Origin of the sequence: Halarchaeum nitratireducens (assembly GCF_017874695.1) — an archaeon.
GTDB classification, from domain to species: Archaea; Halobacteriota; Halobacteria; order Halobacteriales; family Halobacteriaceae; genus Halarchaeum; species Halarchaeum nitratireducens.
The window spans coordinates 54,403-72,909 of the sequence record NZ_JAGIKY010000010.1; the positions used below are offsets into that span (position 1 = coordinate 54,403).

The 18,507-nt window shown below is 56.2% G+C and carries 15 protein-coding genes; 1 reads left to right on the top strand and 14 read right to left on the bottom strand.

The features are described from left to right. Positions 1–49 precede the first annotated feature (49 nt). The 8 genes from J2754_RS10570 to J2754_RS10605 all read right to left on the bottom strand — a co-directional run bounded on the left by J2754_RS10570 (position 50) and on the right by J2754_RS10605 (position 12,199). On the bottom strand, positions 50–1,327 hold the full coding sequence (locus J2754_RS10570) for a TraC-like domain-containing protein (RefSeq protein WP_089768557.1): 1,278 nt from the start codon (positions 1,325–1,327) through the stop codon (positions 50–52). Positions 1,328–1,395: 68 nt separating this feature from the next. Further along, positions 1,396–2,457 carry a hypothetical protein gene (locus tag J2754_RS10575; RefSeq protein WP_139175813.1) on the bottom strand — a complete coding sequence of 354 codons (1,062 nt, stop codon included), beginning with the start codon at positions 2,455–2,457 and terminating at the stop codon, positions 1,396–1,398. Between the two features lie 272 nt (positions 2,458–2,729). After that, positions 2,730–4,532, bottom strand: a complete 1,803-nt coding sequence (locus tag J2754_RS10580; protein ID WP_139175811.1) for a TrbL/VirB6 family protein — start codon at positions 4,530–4,532, stop codon at positions 2,730–2,732. Positions 4,533–4,916: 384 nt separating this feature from the next. Continuing rightward, positions 4,917–7,037 (bottom strand): DUF8186 domain-containing protein, encoded by a 2,121-nt coding sequence (locus tag J2754_RS10585; RefSeq protein ID WP_211087392.1) that lies wholly within the window; start codon positions 7,035–7,037, stop codon positions 4,917–4,919. Between the two features lie 276 nt (positions 7,038–7,313). Then, positions 7,314–9,104, bottom strand: a complete 1,791-nt coding sequence (locus J2754_RS10590; protein ID WP_211087393.1) for an archaea-specific SMC-related protein — start codon at positions 9,102–9,104, stop codon at positions 7,314–7,316. A 2-nt stretch (positions 9,105–9,106) separates the two neighbouring features. Continuing rightward, positions 9,107–9,937, bottom strand: coding sequence for a rod-determining factor RdfA (rdfA, locus tag J2754_RS10595; protein WP_211087394.1), 831 nt, complete (start codon positions 9,935–9,937; stop codon positions 9,107–9,109). Between the two features lie 140 nt (positions 9,938–10,077). After that, the gene (locus J2754_RS10600; RefSeq protein ID WP_211087395.1) at positions 10,078–10,479 is read right to left on the bottom strand and encodes a hypothetical protein; all 402 of its coding nucleotides are present in this window, start codon (positions 10,477–10,479) and stop codon (positions 10,078–10,080) included. A gap of 331 nt (positions 10,480–10,810) precedes the next feature. Next, positions 10,811–12,199 (bottom strand): cytochrome P450, encoded by a 1,389-nt coding sequence (locus tag J2754_RS10605; protein ID WP_211087396.1) that lies wholly within the window; start codon positions 12,197–12,199, stop codon positions 10,811–10,813. A 162-nt stretch (positions 12,200–12,361) separates the two neighbouring features. On the opposite strand from J2754_RS10605, the gene J2754_RS16615 reads away from it, so the two are divergent. Then, the gene (locus J2754_RS16615; RefSeq protein ID WP_211087397.1) at positions 12,362–13,444 is read left to right on the top strand and encodes a transcriptional regulator FilR1 domain-containing protein; all 1,083 of its coding nucleotides are present in this window, start codon (positions 12,362–12,364) and stop codon (positions 13,442–13,444) included. A gap of 620 nt (positions 13,445–14,064) precedes the next feature. Here the strand turns inward: J2754_RS16615 and J2754_RS10615 are convergent. The 6 genes from J2754_RS10615 to J2754_RS10640 form a co-directional block, all read right to left on the bottom strand. After that, positions 14,065–15,057 (bottom strand): hypothetical protein, encoded by a 993-nt coding sequence (locus tag J2754_RS10615; protein ID WP_211087398.1) that lies wholly within the window; start codon positions 15,055–15,057, stop codon positions 14,065–14,067. Between the two features lie 37 nt (positions 15,058–15,094). Continuing rightward, the gene (locus tag J2754_RS10620; RefSeq protein ID WP_211087399.1) at positions 15,095–15,313 is read right to left on the bottom strand and encodes a DUF8129 domain-containing protein; all 219 of its coding nucleotides are present in this window, start codon (positions 15,311–15,313) and stop codon (positions 15,095–15,097) included. 28 nt (positions 15,314–15,341) lie between these two features. Then, positions 15,342–15,617 carry a hypothetical protein gene (locus J2754_RS10625; protein ID WP_211087400.1) on the bottom strand — a complete coding sequence of 92 codons (276 nt, stop codon included), beginning with the start codon at positions 15,615–15,617 and terminating at the stop codon, positions 15,342–15,344. Positions 15,618–15,755: 138 nt separating this feature from the next. Then, entirely contained in the window at positions 15,756–16,772 is a 1,017-nt protein-coding gene (locus J2754_RS10630; RefSeq protein WP_211087455.1) for a DUF6610 family protein, read from the bottom strand. Between the two features lie 229 nt (positions 16,773–17,001). Next, positions 17,002–17,928, bottom strand: a complete 927-nt coding sequence (locus J2754_RS10635) for a phosphoadenosine phosphosulfate reductase domain-containing protein (RefSeq protein WP_211087401.1) — start codon at positions 17,926–17,928, stop codon at positions 17,002–17,004. Beyond that, entirely contained in the window at positions 17,925–18,275 is a 351-nt protein-coding gene (locus tag J2754_RS10640) for a hypothetical protein (RefSeq protein ID WP_211087402.1), read from the bottom strand. The genes J2754_RS10635 and J2754_RS10640 overlap by 4 nt, the downstream gene beginning before the upstream one ends. Positions 18,276–18,507 lie beyond the last annotated feature (232 nt).

The following is an 18,507-nucleotide window of genomic DNA, read 5'->3' on the forward strand; positions in this document are numbered from 1 at the left end:
GGAACAGTCGAGAAGATGGAGGAAGAAATGCTGAGATGGTCGGGAATCACTACGACCGGCGAGCTGGGAGAACTTCCGCGTAGGATTTGGGAGAATACTCGTCGAGTGGTGAGTCAGCGTGGTTGTAGTAGCGGTAGAGGACGTCCAGAACGTCTGCCCGGTCGTCCATCACTTCGGTCTGAACACCGGTCCTGGGGAGTGCTTCGGCAAACTCGTGTTGCCGACTTCTAACTTCAGAAATACACTGTCGTTCGATGACGTCGTCGTCGGTATTCGAGCCGATCCGAGAACGAACTGAGGAGGTGACAGAATTGACACAGCCGACGATTCGTTGGAAGAGAGATCCCGAAACAACGTCTGTAGAGTGTCCATAGGACTGTTCTCGGACGTGCGAACTCTCGACCCTAACGGCGATGTAGAAATCACGAACTTTGACTCGCCGGGTACCGACCGACTCATTGAGCCAGTCGATGTACGTCGACCGACCAAGCTGCATAATGTCTGGCGGATCCTCGGCCTCGTAGGCTGCACGTTCGATCTCCTCGAAGTGCGTCGTCAAATCAAATTCACGAGGAAGGGCGAGCACTTGGAAGGGGTAGGAGATTCCACGGAGAACGTCAGCGTACGCGTTGATCGTAGACTGGCGTCCTTCATCGTCGAGGGAAAGCCAACTCGTCGGGGTGATGTGAACAAGGCCGACGTACGCAGGTTCCTCGTTGTCGCTCTCCGTGACTAGAATGCCGTCTTCGCGAACATACTCGAAAGCTAGTTGCGCCTGCGTTGTTGTTTCCTCCTGCGTGAGCTGGTGGTAGTACTGGCTCGGGTCACGCTGTGGGCGTTCGCGAGAGTGCATCTGCCCGCCGTCAGTTACGATTTGCTGACCGCTGTTATCATCTGAGGCGGACTGCTGGGGGCCACTCGAGGACGAGGTTTCTGGGTCCGGATCGCTGTTGTCGTCGGAGGTTTCGGAATCCTCAGAATGTAGAGTACGGATGTCGTCAAGGTGCTGTCCAGAAACGAGACCGCGTTCGACGGGTTGCCAGAGATAGCGATCCGGGCCCACGATGTGTTTTGCAGCCCCGAAGAGCCACTCGCGAGGGGTCTGACCGGCAGGTGTTCGCCAGAGAACGTACAAGCCGACGAGGAGGCCGAGAATCCCGCTTCCGATAGTAAGTAGCCCACTGAACGAGGGCTCGAAGACGTTGTTGATACCGGACGCAAGGATGATAGCGGCGAGTGGGATTACGCCGACTTCGAGATCGCTGACGCTGAGTCCGAAGAAGAGGCGATGCTCGAGTAACTGGCCGGCTACTGGGTACCGTTTCATGGGACGTCTCGTGTGAATACGTGTCGTGAATGCCTAAAAATTCTCTCCCCGATTGACATCGAGGTCGATTACTTGGAAGCAAAAAGGTCGGGAACCTTCGACTCCCAGTCGGTGAGCTGGATGAGCGGGTGGTGCGACGGCCCAACGAGAGCGCCGTACTGGCTCTGAAGCCAGCCGTCGATAGCATTGACAACTTCCGTGTCCTGTCGTTTGTCGGCGGGGCGGTCGAAAGAAATGATCTCTTCCCACGTGTCATCCTGGCGGTTGAGACCGACATAAACGGCGGTCTCCGTTCCCTCGAGGTAGCCGACGACGGTCAATTCGCCCGGATTCTCATCAGTATTTAGGCCCACGATAGGAGCACCGTACTCGATGGATGGGAACCAGTCAGATGCCGCAGTCCACATACCACCGGGTGCTGGCTCTGGTGACATCACATCGATGTAGACCTCGATCTGGATGTGATCGGTCGGAGGCTCCACGAGTAAGTCGATCTCATTCAAGTAATCCTGATTGGCGTCATCGATGAGAGTGGCGACTGGCCGATCACGAAGACCGACTTCCTCGGTCTCTTCGCCGGGGATGATGTCAGCCCATGCCTTGCGCCAGACGCCGTCGGTGTGGAGGCGGTACCCATACTCAACGACGTGACCGGACCGATCAGGGGCAGTAACCTTCATCAAAAAGGCGATGACCTTGTCGGTGTGTTCGATCTGGATGATGGGAACGGGAACCACCTCAACGAAGGACTCCTGGTAAATCCCTCCAGGAGTGAGTATCTCCCCGAGTTCACCGTGCTGGAGCGGGCGCGGGGGAAGCTGGGACACACAGGCGGCCGCGAAAGTATCATAGAACGACGGCCGGACGGTTTCCTCCTCGTAGAAGGTGGTTGCCCAAGTCGCGATACGATCATCGATAGCCTGCGAGAACTTCTCGTCGATGGAATCCTCGGTGAGGATGGTCCAGCCAGTCTCTGGTTCGAAGCCGACACCGAACCAAGTGTCTCCGGCGATGAAGCGGAAGCCAACGATGCCCTCACGGTCGACCCAGTCATCACCGATAGCGACGACGCCGCCCAGATTTTGAATGTTGGAGTTGTCGACTCGGGTGTGAATGTCGGTTCCGTCCAAGGTGGAGGTGGATTCGAAACTATCGGGTGCTTGGAGGCTGATGAAATCCGAGATCGAGAGTGGGTGCCTAGGGAGAGTCGCCAGCACGCGACGGGCGGTGGTCGTTTCGGAACCCATGTGTTTGTGTTTCTGTACTAATCTACCGCGTTCTGCTATTTAAAATATCAGCCGGGAAGCACGCCCCTCGAGCAACAGCATAGAAGGGTCAATTACTGGTTCTAATGTGGTCCTGGAGGGGACTCGGTACCAGTGGAGGGATTCAGGTTGAATCGTTATGAGTCTGTGTTGCGGGTTCTATCGACGTAGTCGTCGACGGACTCCTGGATTTGTTCCTCCGATGGTGAGGAGGAAGGCGGGGAGACATCTCGATTGATGAGGTCAGGGCGCATCGCCTCCACTTTTTGCTGGTCCTTTGCCTTCACGCGGTCGTACCAAGCTTGGACTGATTCGTTGACCGAATGCGGATTCGCGTCTTCGATGTCGGACCCGCCAGCAACCGCTTGAGCTTCCTTGGGATCGAGTGCTCTGTCTTCATACTCTGGGGTCAGAGTCTCACCCTCTGGGAGAGGCGGATCCCCCTCAGGTAGTGCCAACACTTCATTATCCGCTGTGACTTCGCTTTCCGTACTTGCACCCAGATCGTCATTCGGTGGGTTCCAATTGCCGTTCTTCGCCCGCCGATAGACGTGGCCGGGCCAATTCGCAATCGGCTCGTTGAGATTATTTTTCACGTGGCTCACACCCGCTTTTGCCTCGCGAGCACCGAGCGCCACGCCACCGCCAGCTAATCCGGCCCCAGCTCGAGCGCCCTGTCCCCACGTAGCCTGACTCATCCATTCTTTCCGTGATTTTACGCCACGGTAGGCGCGCTGCGCGTTACTCCGTGCAGTATCCCGTGCCGATGAGACACGTTGTTTCAGATTAGTTTTCGCCGAACTAGCTGCCTGTCGGGGGTGGAATTCGGGTTTTGCTGAGCCAGTCGCTCCATACGCCTTTGGGCCGGTTCCGCTACCGCCGCCGAAGTTTCGGAGGGTGTGCTGTCCGGCGCCACCGCCACCGGACGGAGTCGGTCCACCGCCACCTCCTCCACCACCACTACCTCCGGACGAAGACGGACTACCGCTGCCACCGCCGCGTAACGCACTCAGGCCACTAAACCCTAGAAGATGACCGGCGGAACTCCCACCCATCGACAGGGCCTGTATCCCGACGAAACCGGCGAGGCCGAGGCCGGAAAGCCAGCCGAGGAACCGCTTCCAAAGGACGAGCTTATTCTGCGATGGGTCAATTCCGGCAGTGAGTGCTTCCGGGCCGTGAGCCCCGCTCGCGTTAGCCACACAGATGTCCGGGGCGGACATACTACAGCCGGTCTGAAGAGCGAGCGCGATGAGCGGCCCCGCGAGGAGGAGATACGCTGTGACCTTGAAGACAAACATAGCGACGTCGTTCGCGTACCGGAGTGGTCCCCAGTCGGTGTACCACATAACAAGCAGGATCGGGAAAGCGGTGTAGACGAGATGGATCATAAAGATGCGGAGGAAGAGGATCATCACAACGAGAGCGATAGCGATGAGAGAGATTGTACCGGCGGCGAGGTAAACGAGCACAGCGGCGATAGCCGAGCCCATCAAATCGCCGATGGCGTTGTTGAGGGCGGGGCCGGCGAGGGAGACCGCGTAAGTCTCGGGCATCACGAGCTTCGTAACGCTATTCGTGAAGACGACCGCGACGTGGAGGAATGGACGGATGAGAGCGAGTGCGAAGAGGGCCTTAACAATACGGATACCCTGTCGTAAATAGGAGCCCTCTGGGGCTTCCGAAAAGAGTGCCGCGATCGTCCCGAGGACGATGACGGTCGGAAAGAGAATCAGCGAGTACTGGAGATTCTGTATAAAAGTTGCATTCGCTCCTTCCTGGTAGTACAACGGGTCGATGACGAGAAACTCCTGGACCATTCCCACGAAAACCTCGCCCAGGACGTTCGTCAAGCCGGTCGCGAGCGTGTTGACGATCCCCTCGAACCAATCCTCTGGGTCAAGGGGATTAAATAGCGGAATGATCGGGAGGGCAGCCATCGCCGCAGTGGAGGAAACGGTTTGTTGAGCTGTAGGTGCGATACCCAAGAGACGGTCTTGAATTTTGGCCGAGAGGATGCTGGATGACGTTGACGGTTCCATTGCGGAGGTTTCTGTTGAGTCCCTAGACTTTCGGTGGCGAAGACGGCAACCGACACGGTAGAGCCACCTACTAAGGGTGGTTGGAGAGCGCTCCATGTGAATCGCTGTGTCAGAATACGTTGTCCAATACCTAAAACTTCTATCCCCGAACCAATCGGAGATGGCCATTGACCGAGGACAGTGAGTCGCGCTACGATCTCATCGTCAACTGAAGTTCGTAAGGCCGGCTGAATGACGCAGAAGTGGGTGTCGTCAGTCTTGAGAGAATATTGCGAGGGATGGCTACTTGATGGTATACCAGCCGACCCCGACGAGCAAGCCTACGCTCACAGCCAGCGAGAGGAGAGCGGCCTGTACTGGCTGTAAAAAGAACGTCCAGAGATCAACAATCAGGCTCCCGTTTCCGGGAGAGATCGCGGTTGTGTGGCTGGACGAGTAGTAGATGTCGTGATTCTCTGTGTATGGGTCACCAGGGAAGCGCGCGGTGATCGTCGCACTATCGAACGTAGCGTAGGCGACACCGTTGTCGTTTGTAGTGACTGAGGATTCGACCGCCCCGGTCAAGATCAGTTTCCGATCCGGGAGTGGAGTTCCGTCTGGGCCAGTAAGACGGAGTCTGAGTTCCGGCGGCTCGTTTTCTTCCCCTTCTTCCGGCGGAATCACTGTGTAGGTGAGCGACGAATCCTCCATCGAGGTGACCTCTGTTGTCGAGACGGGTATTTCATCCCCGAAGACCGACGTTACTGAGGTGATCTGACCGGGGGCGTCCCTGATGACAATTCTCGAGGTCTGGTTGGCGGTCGCCGTAGTGAGATTCACATTTTCCGCCAGGGTCGCCCGCTTCGAGACGCCAGGAACAGTGCGCTGGCGGAGATCCGTCACCCGTCCGTAACGATACACATCCGTTTCTCCGACGGCCTCAACACTTGGGGACGGTTGTCGAGCAGTGAGTCGGAGGGCAAGTGTTGGTGGGAACTCCGTACGTTGTGGGTCTGTGTCCCAGTTCGACGTTGTTTCACCCCAGCGGTACTGACGGACACCGTAGACCTGCCAGACGTTCGTTAGGCGTTGGGCACTGGCATTCGAGTCTCCTTCTACGTTGAAGGCGGCCCAACTCCAGAGTGCCCGCTCAGAGAGATGCTCCGGGCCCTCGATAGAGAGGACGATGGAGCGGCTATCGTGTGGTTCCTCAATTACGCGCTGGGAAATCGAAACGCTATCTGGTGGGACAACGTGGACTGGCCGATCGTCGGCAACGGTGAGCTCATCATAGGTGGCATTGACCTCCGTGTGGGTGTACGTCCACGTATCGTTGTGCGGATGGTAGAAATAGTGATCAGTGGTGACTTCCGCGGTGACGTTGATCGTCGCTTGGAGCTCTAGACGTTGCCTCTCGCCATCCGAAGGGGGAGCGTTTGCGTAGTCGATATGACGGGCCTCTCGTGGCGATGTTTCTGGTGTCGTGTGTTTCGACCACGTCTGATCGCCGATGCTGAGGTTACGCTCAACCCGTTGTGAGGCGAGATCGTATGTGGTGTTAGTGCGATAGCCGCCGACGACTGCTGTCACAGAGCGATTTACGGTTAGCGGGCCACGACCGGTGGCGCTGACGGTGCGTGTGATGGTGTGACCGTCGAGCGTCTCGAACTCAACTGTCTTGGTGACAGTCTGTACGTCGTCCGACGAGTTGTCCTCCGGCGCCGGGATGTTGAGGGTAACGTCCTTTGTTTCGCGGACATAGCGGGTTGTCGTATTTGGTTCTGGGAGGGCGACGCGGTAGTCGACGTACTCAAGGACACGCCCGTCTGGCCCCATCAGATAAGTCCCGTTTGTTTCCGCTCCCGGGGCGTTCACTTCGGCAGCGCTGGTCGCACCCATATACGCGATGAAGCCGTCTTTGATGAATAGGCTATCCTCCCGGTCCGGTGCGCTCGCCGGCCACCGACTCGTTGAGTTTGTTCGTTCGACTCTCGCCAGCTGGTCAAGTCGGTACTCCTGCAGTGTCCGGGGTGAGCCATCAATACGGACGCGCGTCTCTGGATTGGTCGTAAGCGTGTAGGTGTCGACGGCACGAGAGAGATTTTCAGTCGACGCGTTGGCCTCCACAACATACTGGAGGAGGATGCCACCACGACCGCCACCCGGAATGCCGAGAGCCTCCGTATCGCGGTCACTCGCGACAAATACACGAGCATTCCCGTCAACCGGCGGTTGCGCGGTGGAGTTGGATTCGTTGGTCGCGACTACCGCAATCGTAGAGAAGCAGACACTCGAAAGGAGAAGGAAGGCGACGAAGAGGCTGGAAAACTGCCGAGGTGTAGCCCTAGAGATCGTCAATGAAGGCTCGTCGGATGGGCGGGGGTTGTCTTGATCCCCCGCGGGGGTATCAAACCGGGAGGTCATACATCACCACTCCGGGACTGGATATTAACCCGGATGATGGTAGCTGCGAGTGCTACTGGCCGCATAGGGGGCGAACTTACCTGCGGATATGTGGTCCGGCGACAAAGTGTTTTCCGCGATCGGGAGACAGTAGAGCAGCTACTCGTAGGCGTGATGAGTGAACGTCAGGGCGGTCGGACAGTGTAGTATATGAGAGCCGGAAGTCGCGTCTTCCCAAAAAGTCGTTGAGAGATTAACCCCCCGCGGGGGTATAAAATCGATAGTGAGCAGCGAGAGCTATCCTACGACTTCCTCAACATCGTCTCCGTAGGAGATGGTCTCCCAGTTGGTTGGAGTGACTTCGTGACCCTCGAAGGCGTTGTACTCGGGGAAGGCGGAGAGGACGAGGACATCGACGCGTTCGGAGAGGTAATCGACGAGGTGGTGGATGTTGGTATCGTCGAGACCGGTATGCCCGTCGAGCAGCATAACGGGAACCCGGTCAGCGACATCGAATGCTTCGTGGCCGGCAAGAGCAGCGATGATACCGAGGAGTTCCCGCTCGCCTTCACTGAGAGCGTCAAGGCTGGCTTCGCGACCTCCACGTGCGACGATGAGGTCGAAGTTGTCGGTGAGGCGTGCTGTCTCGAACCCGACGTCGAATCTCGTAAGAATGTCGGAGAGCGCCGAATCGAACGCGTCCCGGGTGTTTCGCTTCACACGCTCCTTGCGTGTTCGGAGGTCCTCGACCTCGGAGCGGAGAGATTCGAATTCCTCTTCGAGGACATCACGCTTCGAGGCTTCCGACTTGACTGTCTCAAATTCGTCACGAGCATCTTCAAGCTCGGCTTCCGTGTATTTGATCTCACTCTGTAGGTCAGTCGCGTGGTCTTGCGTCTCACTGACCTGATCTTCGAGTTCGTCAATCTGTGCTTCGAGGGAGGCTTTTCGTTCTCTGGCCGATTCAAGATTCGTCTGTGCGTCATCCAGCTGAGATTCAAGCTCTCCGATGCGGTCGCGAAGGTCGCGTTCTTTCCGCTCCGCGTCCCGTACGGTTTGTTGTTTCTCCTGAAGCTCGTTCACCTTGTTACGGAGAGTCGACTCTTGGTCGCGAAGTGAGTTAAGACGGTCAGAGATACTGTCTAACTGTGCCTCGACCTCTTCACGAGAGGTGTCGTTGCCACAGATCCAGCAGGCAAGCTGGTCAGAGAGCATATCGTAAGAGACGTCTGTGAGAAGCGAGAGATGGTCTTCTTCGAGAACGCGCTGATTTACCTCATAGATCGACTGGAGGAGTTCTTTATCCCGTTCGATTTCGTGGAGGTCAGACTGGAGATTCTCGAGTTCGTCTTCGAGATCCTCGTGCGTTGGGACATCCAACGTCTCAAGTTCCTCTTTTTTTGCTTCAAGTTCATCTTCGACGCGATCTGCGGTTGATTCGTACCGGTTGATGTCTGTCTTGGTCTTCTCGAGCTGGGCGCGGAGGTTACTCAGCTCGTCTCGAGCGTCACTATCTGAAGAAGCTTCGTTGTCGAGTTCGTCCCACTCTTCTTGGAGGTCTTCGAGTTGGGATTCGAGCGTTGTGACCTTCTCTTGGAGGCGCGGGAGGCGGTTAGCAGCGTTTTGGGCTCGATCGAGTTCGGTCTCGACCTGTTTCTGTTCGGCTTTGAGGTCGGCAATCTGCTCGTCGATGTTCTCGAAATCGAGGGGACGAGTGAGGAGGTCCTCAAGGTTTTCACCCATACGGACGGCTTGCCGGACCTCGTTGGTCTCATCGAGGAACGCGAAGAGGTCAGCACAGACGCGATCGACATCATCGGTGAGGTATGGATCGCCGGATTGTGTAATCGTGCCGTTGGTTCGGTCAAGGTCGACAGCGTAGGTGGTGTCGTCGATTTCGAGCTCAACGTGACCGTGATCTTGGCCTTCGGTGAGGCTTGTTTCAGTTCCGAAGGCTGTTTCAATTGCGGTGAGGAAGCTCGATTTTCCTTGCCAGTTGCTCGCTCGGACGGCGTTCACACCGGATTCGATCGTAGCCTCCCCTCGATGGATGCCTGCGATATTTTCGATTTCTAGATTCCAGGTCATGGTTACGCGGTGTTGAGCATACTATCTATTAGCATAGGCGATTGGGACGAGAACGAAGTGACTCCGAGGGCCAGTAGAGAGAGCAGGAGAGAGGTTTGTGATGAGGGTATAGAATTCATCGTTGTATCTGATTGGTGATGTGAATCGTCTTCGTCAGATTCGGTATTCTCTGGCGGATCTGGAGTTGAGTTGTTGGGTGGGTCTGTATTGTTTGGATCCGTCATATGGTCGTTACAGACGTACCCGCGCTTGATTGCATCTTCGATGGGGACCCGTGTGTCGCATTTGGGGCATTGTAGTCTGATTTCGACGTCGACGGTAGCTTCGTCTGCATAAGGTACAACGCCGTCTTCTGCGAGTTCTGGAAGGATGTTTTCTGTTTTTGAGGTAGCCATTCGCTTCGCCGACGCGATGGCTTTCTCTCGAGTGGTAGTGGTGGATTTGGTTGTGGACTGTGTGTCTTTTTCGACTTCAAGACAGTTTTTGAGGTGATTTCGGATTGTGCCGTGAGAGACGAGTGTTTTTTTGAGTTCGTCGATGTCCATCCCGTCGCCCTCCAGGTCCGCCGCGAGTTCGGTGCGTTGGATGTTATCTTCGTTTACAATTACATCGTATTCCCGGTCCAGATGAATGCTTACGGTTGATCTCCCGTGTTCCTCATATATCGATTTGAGAACTCGTTTGTTGAACCAGTTTGTGAGTTTTTTATACCCTTCTGAAGTGCGGCCGTCAGCCCCAGTCCACCGTTTCGCGAGGTAGTCATCTACAGAGTTATAGTCAGATCCGGGCGCTGTTAACCCATACTCTGCTATGAGATCGTCGACTTTACACATTTCTGGGTGTGTATTCTACTCCCACACCAATAAAAGCGAACTGTTCTTGCGACTGCCTAAGAGTGCCAATTAAGTGGTAGATGCTTAGAGGCGATCACGATAGTTGTGCTTCAGAATAATAAGAACCAGCCGTAGTCGGCCTATGCAGTCAACGTGTAATAGGGGATATGGAGGAGGTGTGTCTGGCATTCTTTGCAGACAATTGAGAGTTGTGGCCCCGTATTATCAGTAAAGTGGTCGAAGTCGAACTCGCCATCGGATGAGTTGTAGGTGGCTTCTCTAAGCTCCATAATCGCGAGTTCGGTGTTCTCACAGACAGGACAGGGGTCACCTCGGGACCAGTTTGGGTGGTTGGTGCTCTGCCGGGCGCAGATCTCGTCTTCGGGCGTTTGTTCGATGAGGTCAACTACTGTGTCGGGGTCGAGGTGACGATTGATATTGTGAGAATTGGTGGTCGGAGCCGTCGACTGGCTGGTCGAAACATCGATTCCTCCGTCGGTGGTAATCTTGCCGTCTTTAAGTGTGATTACGATCGTCGTCATAGGGCATCTATTATTGCGGGTGGTCGGTTGACAGAGCGGTGCTTGCGTAGTGGCGTGGGTTGCACTGGTGGTGAGCTGATGTTGTCTAGTTCGGATAGGAGGGTTAGTCGGATATCGAATCGTAATGACTGCTTAAGATATGGTATGAGTAGCAGATAGATGATTGAATTCCGGTTCATGAGATGCGCTTATGAATATAAGCGGATTGTGTGTTATACTCACCCGTGTTTACACCGTCAAAATGTATGAACATTCACAGGTTCTGGAAGGTAGAGTATTAATCGACAATTACGGGGTGAGTTTCTTATCGAACCAAGTGCAAGTTTTGATCTTAACGCTGCTGAATCCGCAATGGAATGCCTTCTTTTGACCGAGTCGTAACCCGGGGTTCGAGCTCGATTGTCTCGTTTTTCTCCCAGTCAAACTGGAATTTCTGCCCGATCGTTGCCAGCACTACTTTTGCTTCTAAGAGAGCGAACTCCCGACCGATGCAAGTTCGACGTCCACCACCAAAGGGTGCGTACGCAAAGTCGTGGAGTTCCTCCTCAAACTCATCGGTCCATCGCTCCGGACGGAACGCCATCGGTTCATCATAGAACCGTCCATCTCGATGGACGTGGATTACAGACAGGTGAATCTCGTGACCCTCAGGAATCCGATACCCGCCGATTTCGACATCGGTCATCGTCCGGCGCGGGATCGTATGAACTGGTGGGTAGAGCCGTAGCGCCTCAGTAATTATGCGATCTGTGAACTCCAACTCTTGGAGGTCGTCGTAAGTCGGCCGTTCTCCATCAAGGACCGTATCCAGTTCCTCTTGGAATTGCTCCTGGATGTCTGGTTTCGTCGCCAGCGCGTACCAGGTAAACGCAAGGGCTGCGGCGGTCGTCTCGTGCCCCGCAAAAACCATCGTGATTAGCTGATCTTCGATTTCCTCGATTGTAAGGTCTGATTCATCTGCCTTGTTACGAGCTTGTTGGAGCTGTGTGAGCAGGTCTGGAGTATTTGTGTGAGCAGGCGCCTGCTTAGGGTTCAATTGGACGTCTGACCCACTTGGCCCGTCCTCTGAGAATCCTGTTCGGTCGCTTCCTTCCTCGAGTAATCTTCTAACCTCCTGACGGAGGCGCTTTGTGGATTGATTGAATCGACGCCGTGCTGGTGTCGGGATCCACGGTGGCAGAATCCACGATGATGGTGTGAACCATTCGTTGAGTCCGTCAGCGGCATCTCGAAGTTCTTGATCCTCGCCTGGGACCAACGAACGACCGAACAGTGTGGAAAAGAGAACCTCCAGAGTGAGGTTCTTCATCTCAGGCTCCATATCTAGTGTTTCACCCTCAATCCACGTCTCGAGACGTCGTTCGGTACACGCAACCATCTGCTCTGTGTAGCCTCTTATGTGGTCTCGGTAGAAGAGCGGTTGTAACATATCACGCTGTTGTCGCCACTTCTGGCCCTCGACCGAAAGGAGGCCGTTCCCGAACGCGCGTTGATAGTCCTCGGTTTTCCCGAAGGCTTCGACATCGGACACGAGGACACGGTCAAGATAGTCCGGATGAGTGAAAACAAAGACATCGTCGACTGCCGGGAGAGCCATCCGGTAGATGTCTCCGCACTCCGACGTCGCCCGCTCTACAAACGTGAATGGATCGCGAGCGAACTGGACAGCGTTTTTGAGGACCGGATAACCGGACGGTGCCGGTGGTAGTTGGGAGCTCACGATAGTCGCTCTTTGTATCAGTATATGTAAAAAGTACCGCTGAGAGACGGGTTTCGGTTGGGTTTTGAAAGGGAAGGGTATTCGAATAAGCTCGATTCAATATCAGATTTGTGCGATATATTCATAGCGTTGGGTACGTAGTTTAGTAACGGGTGAAAACAAGTGACGCAGTCCGAGCGTGCGACCACAAATCCACTCACGGACGAACGGATTGTCGTCCGTGAATTCATTAGTGATCTTGCTGGGTCCACCTCTTTAGATATACTGCGTTCACTCGACGAGGGCGCAAAGACGGCCTCGACTATCGCAGAATCGGGAGAGATCACCCGACAGACGGCATCGAAACATCTCGTGCAACTTACCGATTGGGGCTTGACGAAAACAGCTGATGCTGGTGGATATGAACTGACGACAGGGGGGAAAATCACGCTGGAAGCGTTTGAATCGTGTCCAAATGGTCTCGATCGCGAGCCACTCACCCAGCTAACTCGGTCGAAACATACTATCCCGCTGTTACAAACGCTTGTAGAGCAACCCAGCCGTCCGAGCGAGTTGGTGGATACAACCAACGGGTCTCCGTCGCGTGCAACTGTTCGGAGAGCGTTACGGATGTTTGAGACGGAAGGATGGAGTGTAGAGAGCGACGGTGTTCACAGGCTCACGCCCGCTGGGAAGCAAACAGTAGAACGGTATGAGGAACTGGCCGAGACAATCGAGCAGGTGTTGGATAAAGCACCTTGGTTCCAACGGCTCAGTCCAATTAGAACGGATATTCCAGTTCGAGCCCTCGCTGACGCAAAGCTGTATGTCTCCTCACCCCACTCTCCAGGAATCGTCCTGGCGACAGCTCTCAAACTCTGCGATCCACGGCTTGACCACTTCCGCGTGTTGACATCGATCTTCAACCCGACGCTCTTTAGCGCGTACGATAAACTGCTCAAACTTGGTCTGAAAGGGGAGGCGATCGTCGACGCCTCGCTCTACCAGCGACTCCATGAAGAGGAGATGGAGTACTTTCTGGACGACTCAAACTACGACAACTTTCAGATTTTCTGTCTCGACGAACCACTGACGCTCGGTATTGGTATCTACGATAGGGAGCAGATCGCGATTGGTGCGTATAATAGAACCGGAGAGGGAGAACATATCGCGATGATCCTCAGTTCAAATGAAGCGGTGATCCAATGGGGTGAAGATCTCTATAATCACTATCGGAAACGGGCTCGAGACCCTGCGGAGATGTAGACGTATTGAGTGTGTCAGACACCTCTTCTCGTACTGATCGAAGTAATCGAAGTGATAGAGACAGTGTTCTATGAAATCCTCTCTAGAGGTTTCGATCGCACTGGGTCGCCCCACGGCTTGGTCCAGTGTCGATGAGGCGGCCCACCCCGGCACGGGCGACAGGGTACTCGAGCAGATGTTACACATCCACCATACTCTGAATCGCAGATAGGACAGAAAAGGTCTGCTTCGTTGGTGAATTCAGAGGGCAGGTCGTCACGATGGACGGGGACAACCAATTCATCGTTGGCTTGTGGACGATCCACGAGAACGCCGACATATGTTTTCGCGGCGTTCGTCATCCGCGACCAGCACGAATTTGCTCCCTCCATATCTCGCGGTACAACAATGTGGCACTCATCACACGACCAGCCAATCATCCGTATCGCTGGACTGTGTATCTCGTCCTGCAAATCAACGGGCACGCGGTCGGTTGACAGTGGCTGTTCGCCGTGAGTCGACGCGATATTTTCCACACACTCTGGGCACGCGCACCCAGTCTCCGCAGTCCGGTGTCGTTCCCGCAACGGTCGAGGTGTGCCAGCGTTGAATTCCGTGAGGGTCTGTTGTGGCGGCATTTTCTATAAGGAGTGGAGGCGGTCTGTTAGCGTTGTTTTGAGCTCGTCGGCCCACACCGACTGTTTTGACGTCAGTTCCTCCTTGAGGGTATCTCGTTTGTCTTCAGCTGTCTGCCGGGCTTCGCGAGCCGTTTCCAACTCGTCTTGGAGATCGTTCGGTGAGAGTGAGGCATACTCAACTGGCGGGGCACTGGGGATCTTCCCTCCATATCCAGTCGATATACCGAATACAGCCCCGATTGCTTGCTTGAGCTTCCGGATTCGCGTACGAGAAGCGTCGATCGTATCTTGAGCAGCGTAGTATTCTCTCGCCTGTTCCTTGTACGCTGAGGGAGGTGAGTGCTCTTCGAGATCGTCCAGTGCAGTGAGTACCTCATCCACGGCGATGTCGCGTTCCGTGAGAAAGTCGACCGCGTCGTCAGCGATGAAGACGCGAATCCGGTCACTCGGAATCGTCCTGAGATGGTGGCCGATCGGGAGATCGTGGGCATTCAGGGGGAGGTAGGGTGTTGCAAGTGTTGAACTCACCCAGCTGAGGATCATATCGACGAGTTCGTCGGGGTCGGGGCAGCGCTGTCCGACGTACCCGCCGTAGCTGTTCCGTGGATTCTCGATGATTTTCTCCTGCGTCGTGATGCGGAGTCCCCACCACGTGTCGGTGAGCGTTCGATACACGTCCACCTGGACGTGGAGATACGCGTAATCGAGTTCTTCCGTCTCACAGCTGGACGTCCATTCGTCGAGTTCCTCACTGGCGTCGAGTGTTGTTATCTGCTCCTCATCGAGGTTTGCCGGTGGTCCCCCAGAGCAGTCGGTAGCCGATGTATCGGTCGACGTCTCCGACTCGACTGGCGTAGAGGCGTCGTCGCTTGGAGGAGTGGGTAACGAAGTCGAGCTGTCGGAGTTGTCAGGTGACGCAGTCTGGGCAGTTGACGTTGACGAGTCGTCGTTGTCTGAACGACTGAGGGAACTAAGGGTTGATTGTTCGGATGGCATAGGTGAGTGACCACTTGAAGCGGTGGTGTGTTCGTGACTACTCCGACTGTTCGTCGGCGAGTTCGCGGGCTCGTCTCGCGAGGAGTCGTTGTATCCAAGTTCGGTTTTCGTGCTGGTTCTCGTAAGCGAGGTACTGCTGGACTGTTTCTCGGGAGTGCATACAGTGCAGGCCCGCCTTGATGAGGCGTGCGTTGGACGTGTCGAGAAATCGGTCCGGTGGGAGATCCTCGAGGATCTTGTCGTCTGAGTCAGTCACGATGTCTTCGCCTCCGTTGGATGACGCCTTACTCATAGGCAGGGGGTGAGGTGTGGATCGCCGGCGGGTCAGACCACGACTCTACTTCCTCCTGGACGGCTGTGAGGACGGCTTGCGCTTGCCTCGAATGTGAATCTTCGTTCGTCGGCGGGTCAATGAGTACCCGGAGTTCGAGGACATCCTCGAGTTCGATTCCCGGGACGGTGTGATAAAGCGTGTAGAGAACCTTGTCGCGGATGGTTTCAGGCGAGTCACCGGCTTGTGCGATCGTGTCCGGGTCGACAGTAGAGGCAGCTGTTGACATATGAAACACTTCACCTGCTTGGCGGTGGGGAGAAACCCGCGTTTCTGGGTGAATTCCCGTTCAGAGGTGATAGCGATCTCCGTAGTTACCCCACGAGGAACGTTGCGGATGCCTCGCCGTGGGGTAACTCGGGAGAGACTAATCACCGTTGACGGGCGTGAGTCCCTCCTGGTACTCAATACGCTTCCGTTCCGACTCGTTGCGGTACGCAAGCGTCCATCCGTTCTCGTACTCGACAACGATCGCATCCTCGAGCGGATCGTAGTCGGGATTCTCCGGGTCGTAGACCGGTGCATCGTCGGGAGCGAACGGACTCGGCTCTTCGTAGATGTTTCGCCCGCTCGCCGCCCAGACGGGGTCCTGTGGCTCCTTGACTGCTTCCCCGTAAACGTCGCAGGGGGTCGTCTCCGGCCAAAGATTGCGTTCCTGCCAGAAGGCACGCATCTCACGGAGACTCCGACGGACAGTTTCACGAATCCCGAGATTGTCAGCGGATTGCCAGCCATCGCGACTCCAGTACTCTCCGAGGTAGGCGACCTTCGCCGGCCCGTTCCAGTCCATCCCGACGATGTTCGCCGGCGGCGCACCTGTGAGCGTTGGCTGCGTGAGATCCTGGAGCGCCTCGTACTGGACGGGAGGACTCCCACCGAGCAGGTGAATATGGCGGCCACGCCAGTCCGCAGGGTCGCTGTAGTCGTCTGCGTGGAGGGACGAGTAGCCGAGCGGATACCCGAGGACCTGGTCGTCGTCGATGATCTCGATTGCCTCGTGGCACTTCGGGACGATAATGTACGTTGTCGACGGGTACTCTTCGCGGAGGTTGCGAGCGAGTTGGGTGTACTCGCGAGCGTCCTGCGGCGTGTCAGCGTCACCGATGACGGCTACATCGGGCTCGTACTCGCGGAACCGGTCGACGTATCGGTCGGGATCGGGGTCGTGGAACTCGTTGTCGAGCATAACCACCGGGAGGTCGACATTCCGGTAGGAGTCGACCTGGAGGCGATAGTCTTCACGGATGCCCGTGGTGAAGCCGAATTTGTAGGCGTCCGTCGCGAACGGCGCTCTGAAGAGAAAGCCGATATATGCGGGGCGGCGAGCCGCCTCAAGGGTGTCTGGTTCGGATGTCGCGTGCGGTGGTGCGAACGGACGTTGTATCTCGGTCGAAGCCGAAGCTACCTGAAGAGAACTGGAAGCCATACGCGGGAAGTGTGAAAAGCTGGTTGCGACGGTTCTTGACGAACGATACGGATGCCGTGCTGTGCAGCGGCTCAGGCCAGCTGCCGCGAAGAAAGACTCGCGAGACAGGTACTGTCCCGAGAGATGGAGGAATTCATATCTCGAGAGTTCGAGCGTTCAGGTGACGAGTTGTGGTACAGAGCGACGGTTAGGAGGTATTGCACTGATGGCGTTGCTCGCAACTCTGGCAGAGGAGCATCTGGTCGGGATCGTCCATCGCCTCGCGTTCGTGGTCTTTCAGTCGGTTATGGCCCCAGCGGTTGTACGCCTCGTCGGGTCCGTCGTCCAGGGCGGCGAACGCGCCGACGGTTGCTTCGAGACAGAGAATGCGCCGATAGACATCGGGATAGAAGAGCCGGATCATCCGGAGTTCTTTCCGTTTGGAGAACGCCCCACAGAGGCATTCTCCCGAGATTTCGAGCGTCTCCTTTACGGGTGACATCGGGAGGTCGAGGCTGCGTCGGTAGCGGCGAACATCGAGTGGAGTGAATTCGACGAGCGGAGAGATCGTCGGATGGCCAAGGAACTCCTGCTGACCGCTCGCGTCGACGTTTTCCATCCGGTTCTGCGATTCGTGCCGGGAGACACCGGAGATGAGAAGGAGGTCGTCCTCAAGCATCTTCAGGAAGCGCGAGAGCGGCTTCTCCTTGAGATTCCAGTACATATACTTGTGCGCTCCGGGGCCAGGGAAGCCAAACCGCTGGATGAGCGCCGTGTATTCCTCGTGCGGCCGACGGTACTCGTGCTCTTGGCCCGGATCGTCGCAGGGCGCTCCGACCTCGTAGTACGGGATGTCGAGCGCTTCTGCTCGCTCCTCGACAAATGCGGTCGTCTCCGGGATGCCGATCCCGGTGTTGATGTGGATGATACCATCCAGATCGAGGTAGTGAGATTGATAGACGACGTGCATCGCGGTCAATGAATCGTGGCCGCCGGAGACGAGCGCGTAGACACGGTCTGTTTCAGGGGCGGCCTTGATCACGCGACGGGCGGTGTTCGCGGCCTCGGCGTCGACGTCGTCGGGGAAACCCAGCCGGAAGTCCGACGTCGACGAGACGGCGGCAGTAGAGCTCATACTGAGGCGTCGTGGTCAAGGTTGTTTGTGAGGGCGAGCCAGAGAGCGTATGCGGCGTGGCGGTAGAGGACGGTCTCACACTCGGGACACCAGTACTCGACGGTGCCGAGTCGATCGAGGGCGGCGCTGAACGCGCTCGACCCATCGTGATGAATCGCACATTCCTCGTTCAGATGCATCTCGTGGAGGTGGGACGTCCCACACTCGGGACAAGGCTGACCCGGCTCCCAGTCGTCGCGTGCGATGGCTGTGACGGAGTACGGTTCGTCGCTTGGACGGGGCCCAGTGAGCTGGTAGGAGGTCTCGCTGCGGGCGTCGGGGGACGTGGTGGAGCCTGTCTCGGTCATATGGATCACGCAGCCCGTTCGACGGGCTTTCAGGCTCGAAGAGCGAGAAAAACACACCGAGCGAGGAGGGTGCTGTTAGAACGGTGGTTCGACGTCGATCGCTGCGACGTACTCGTTGATATTTTCCTGTGCTAACGGGGCATGAGGAGTGGGTTCGTCGTCAGTTGTTGGGATCGCACGAAGCGCCGAAGCGAAGGTGCAGTGTGGACAGTCGAACCAGTAGGTCGCGTCC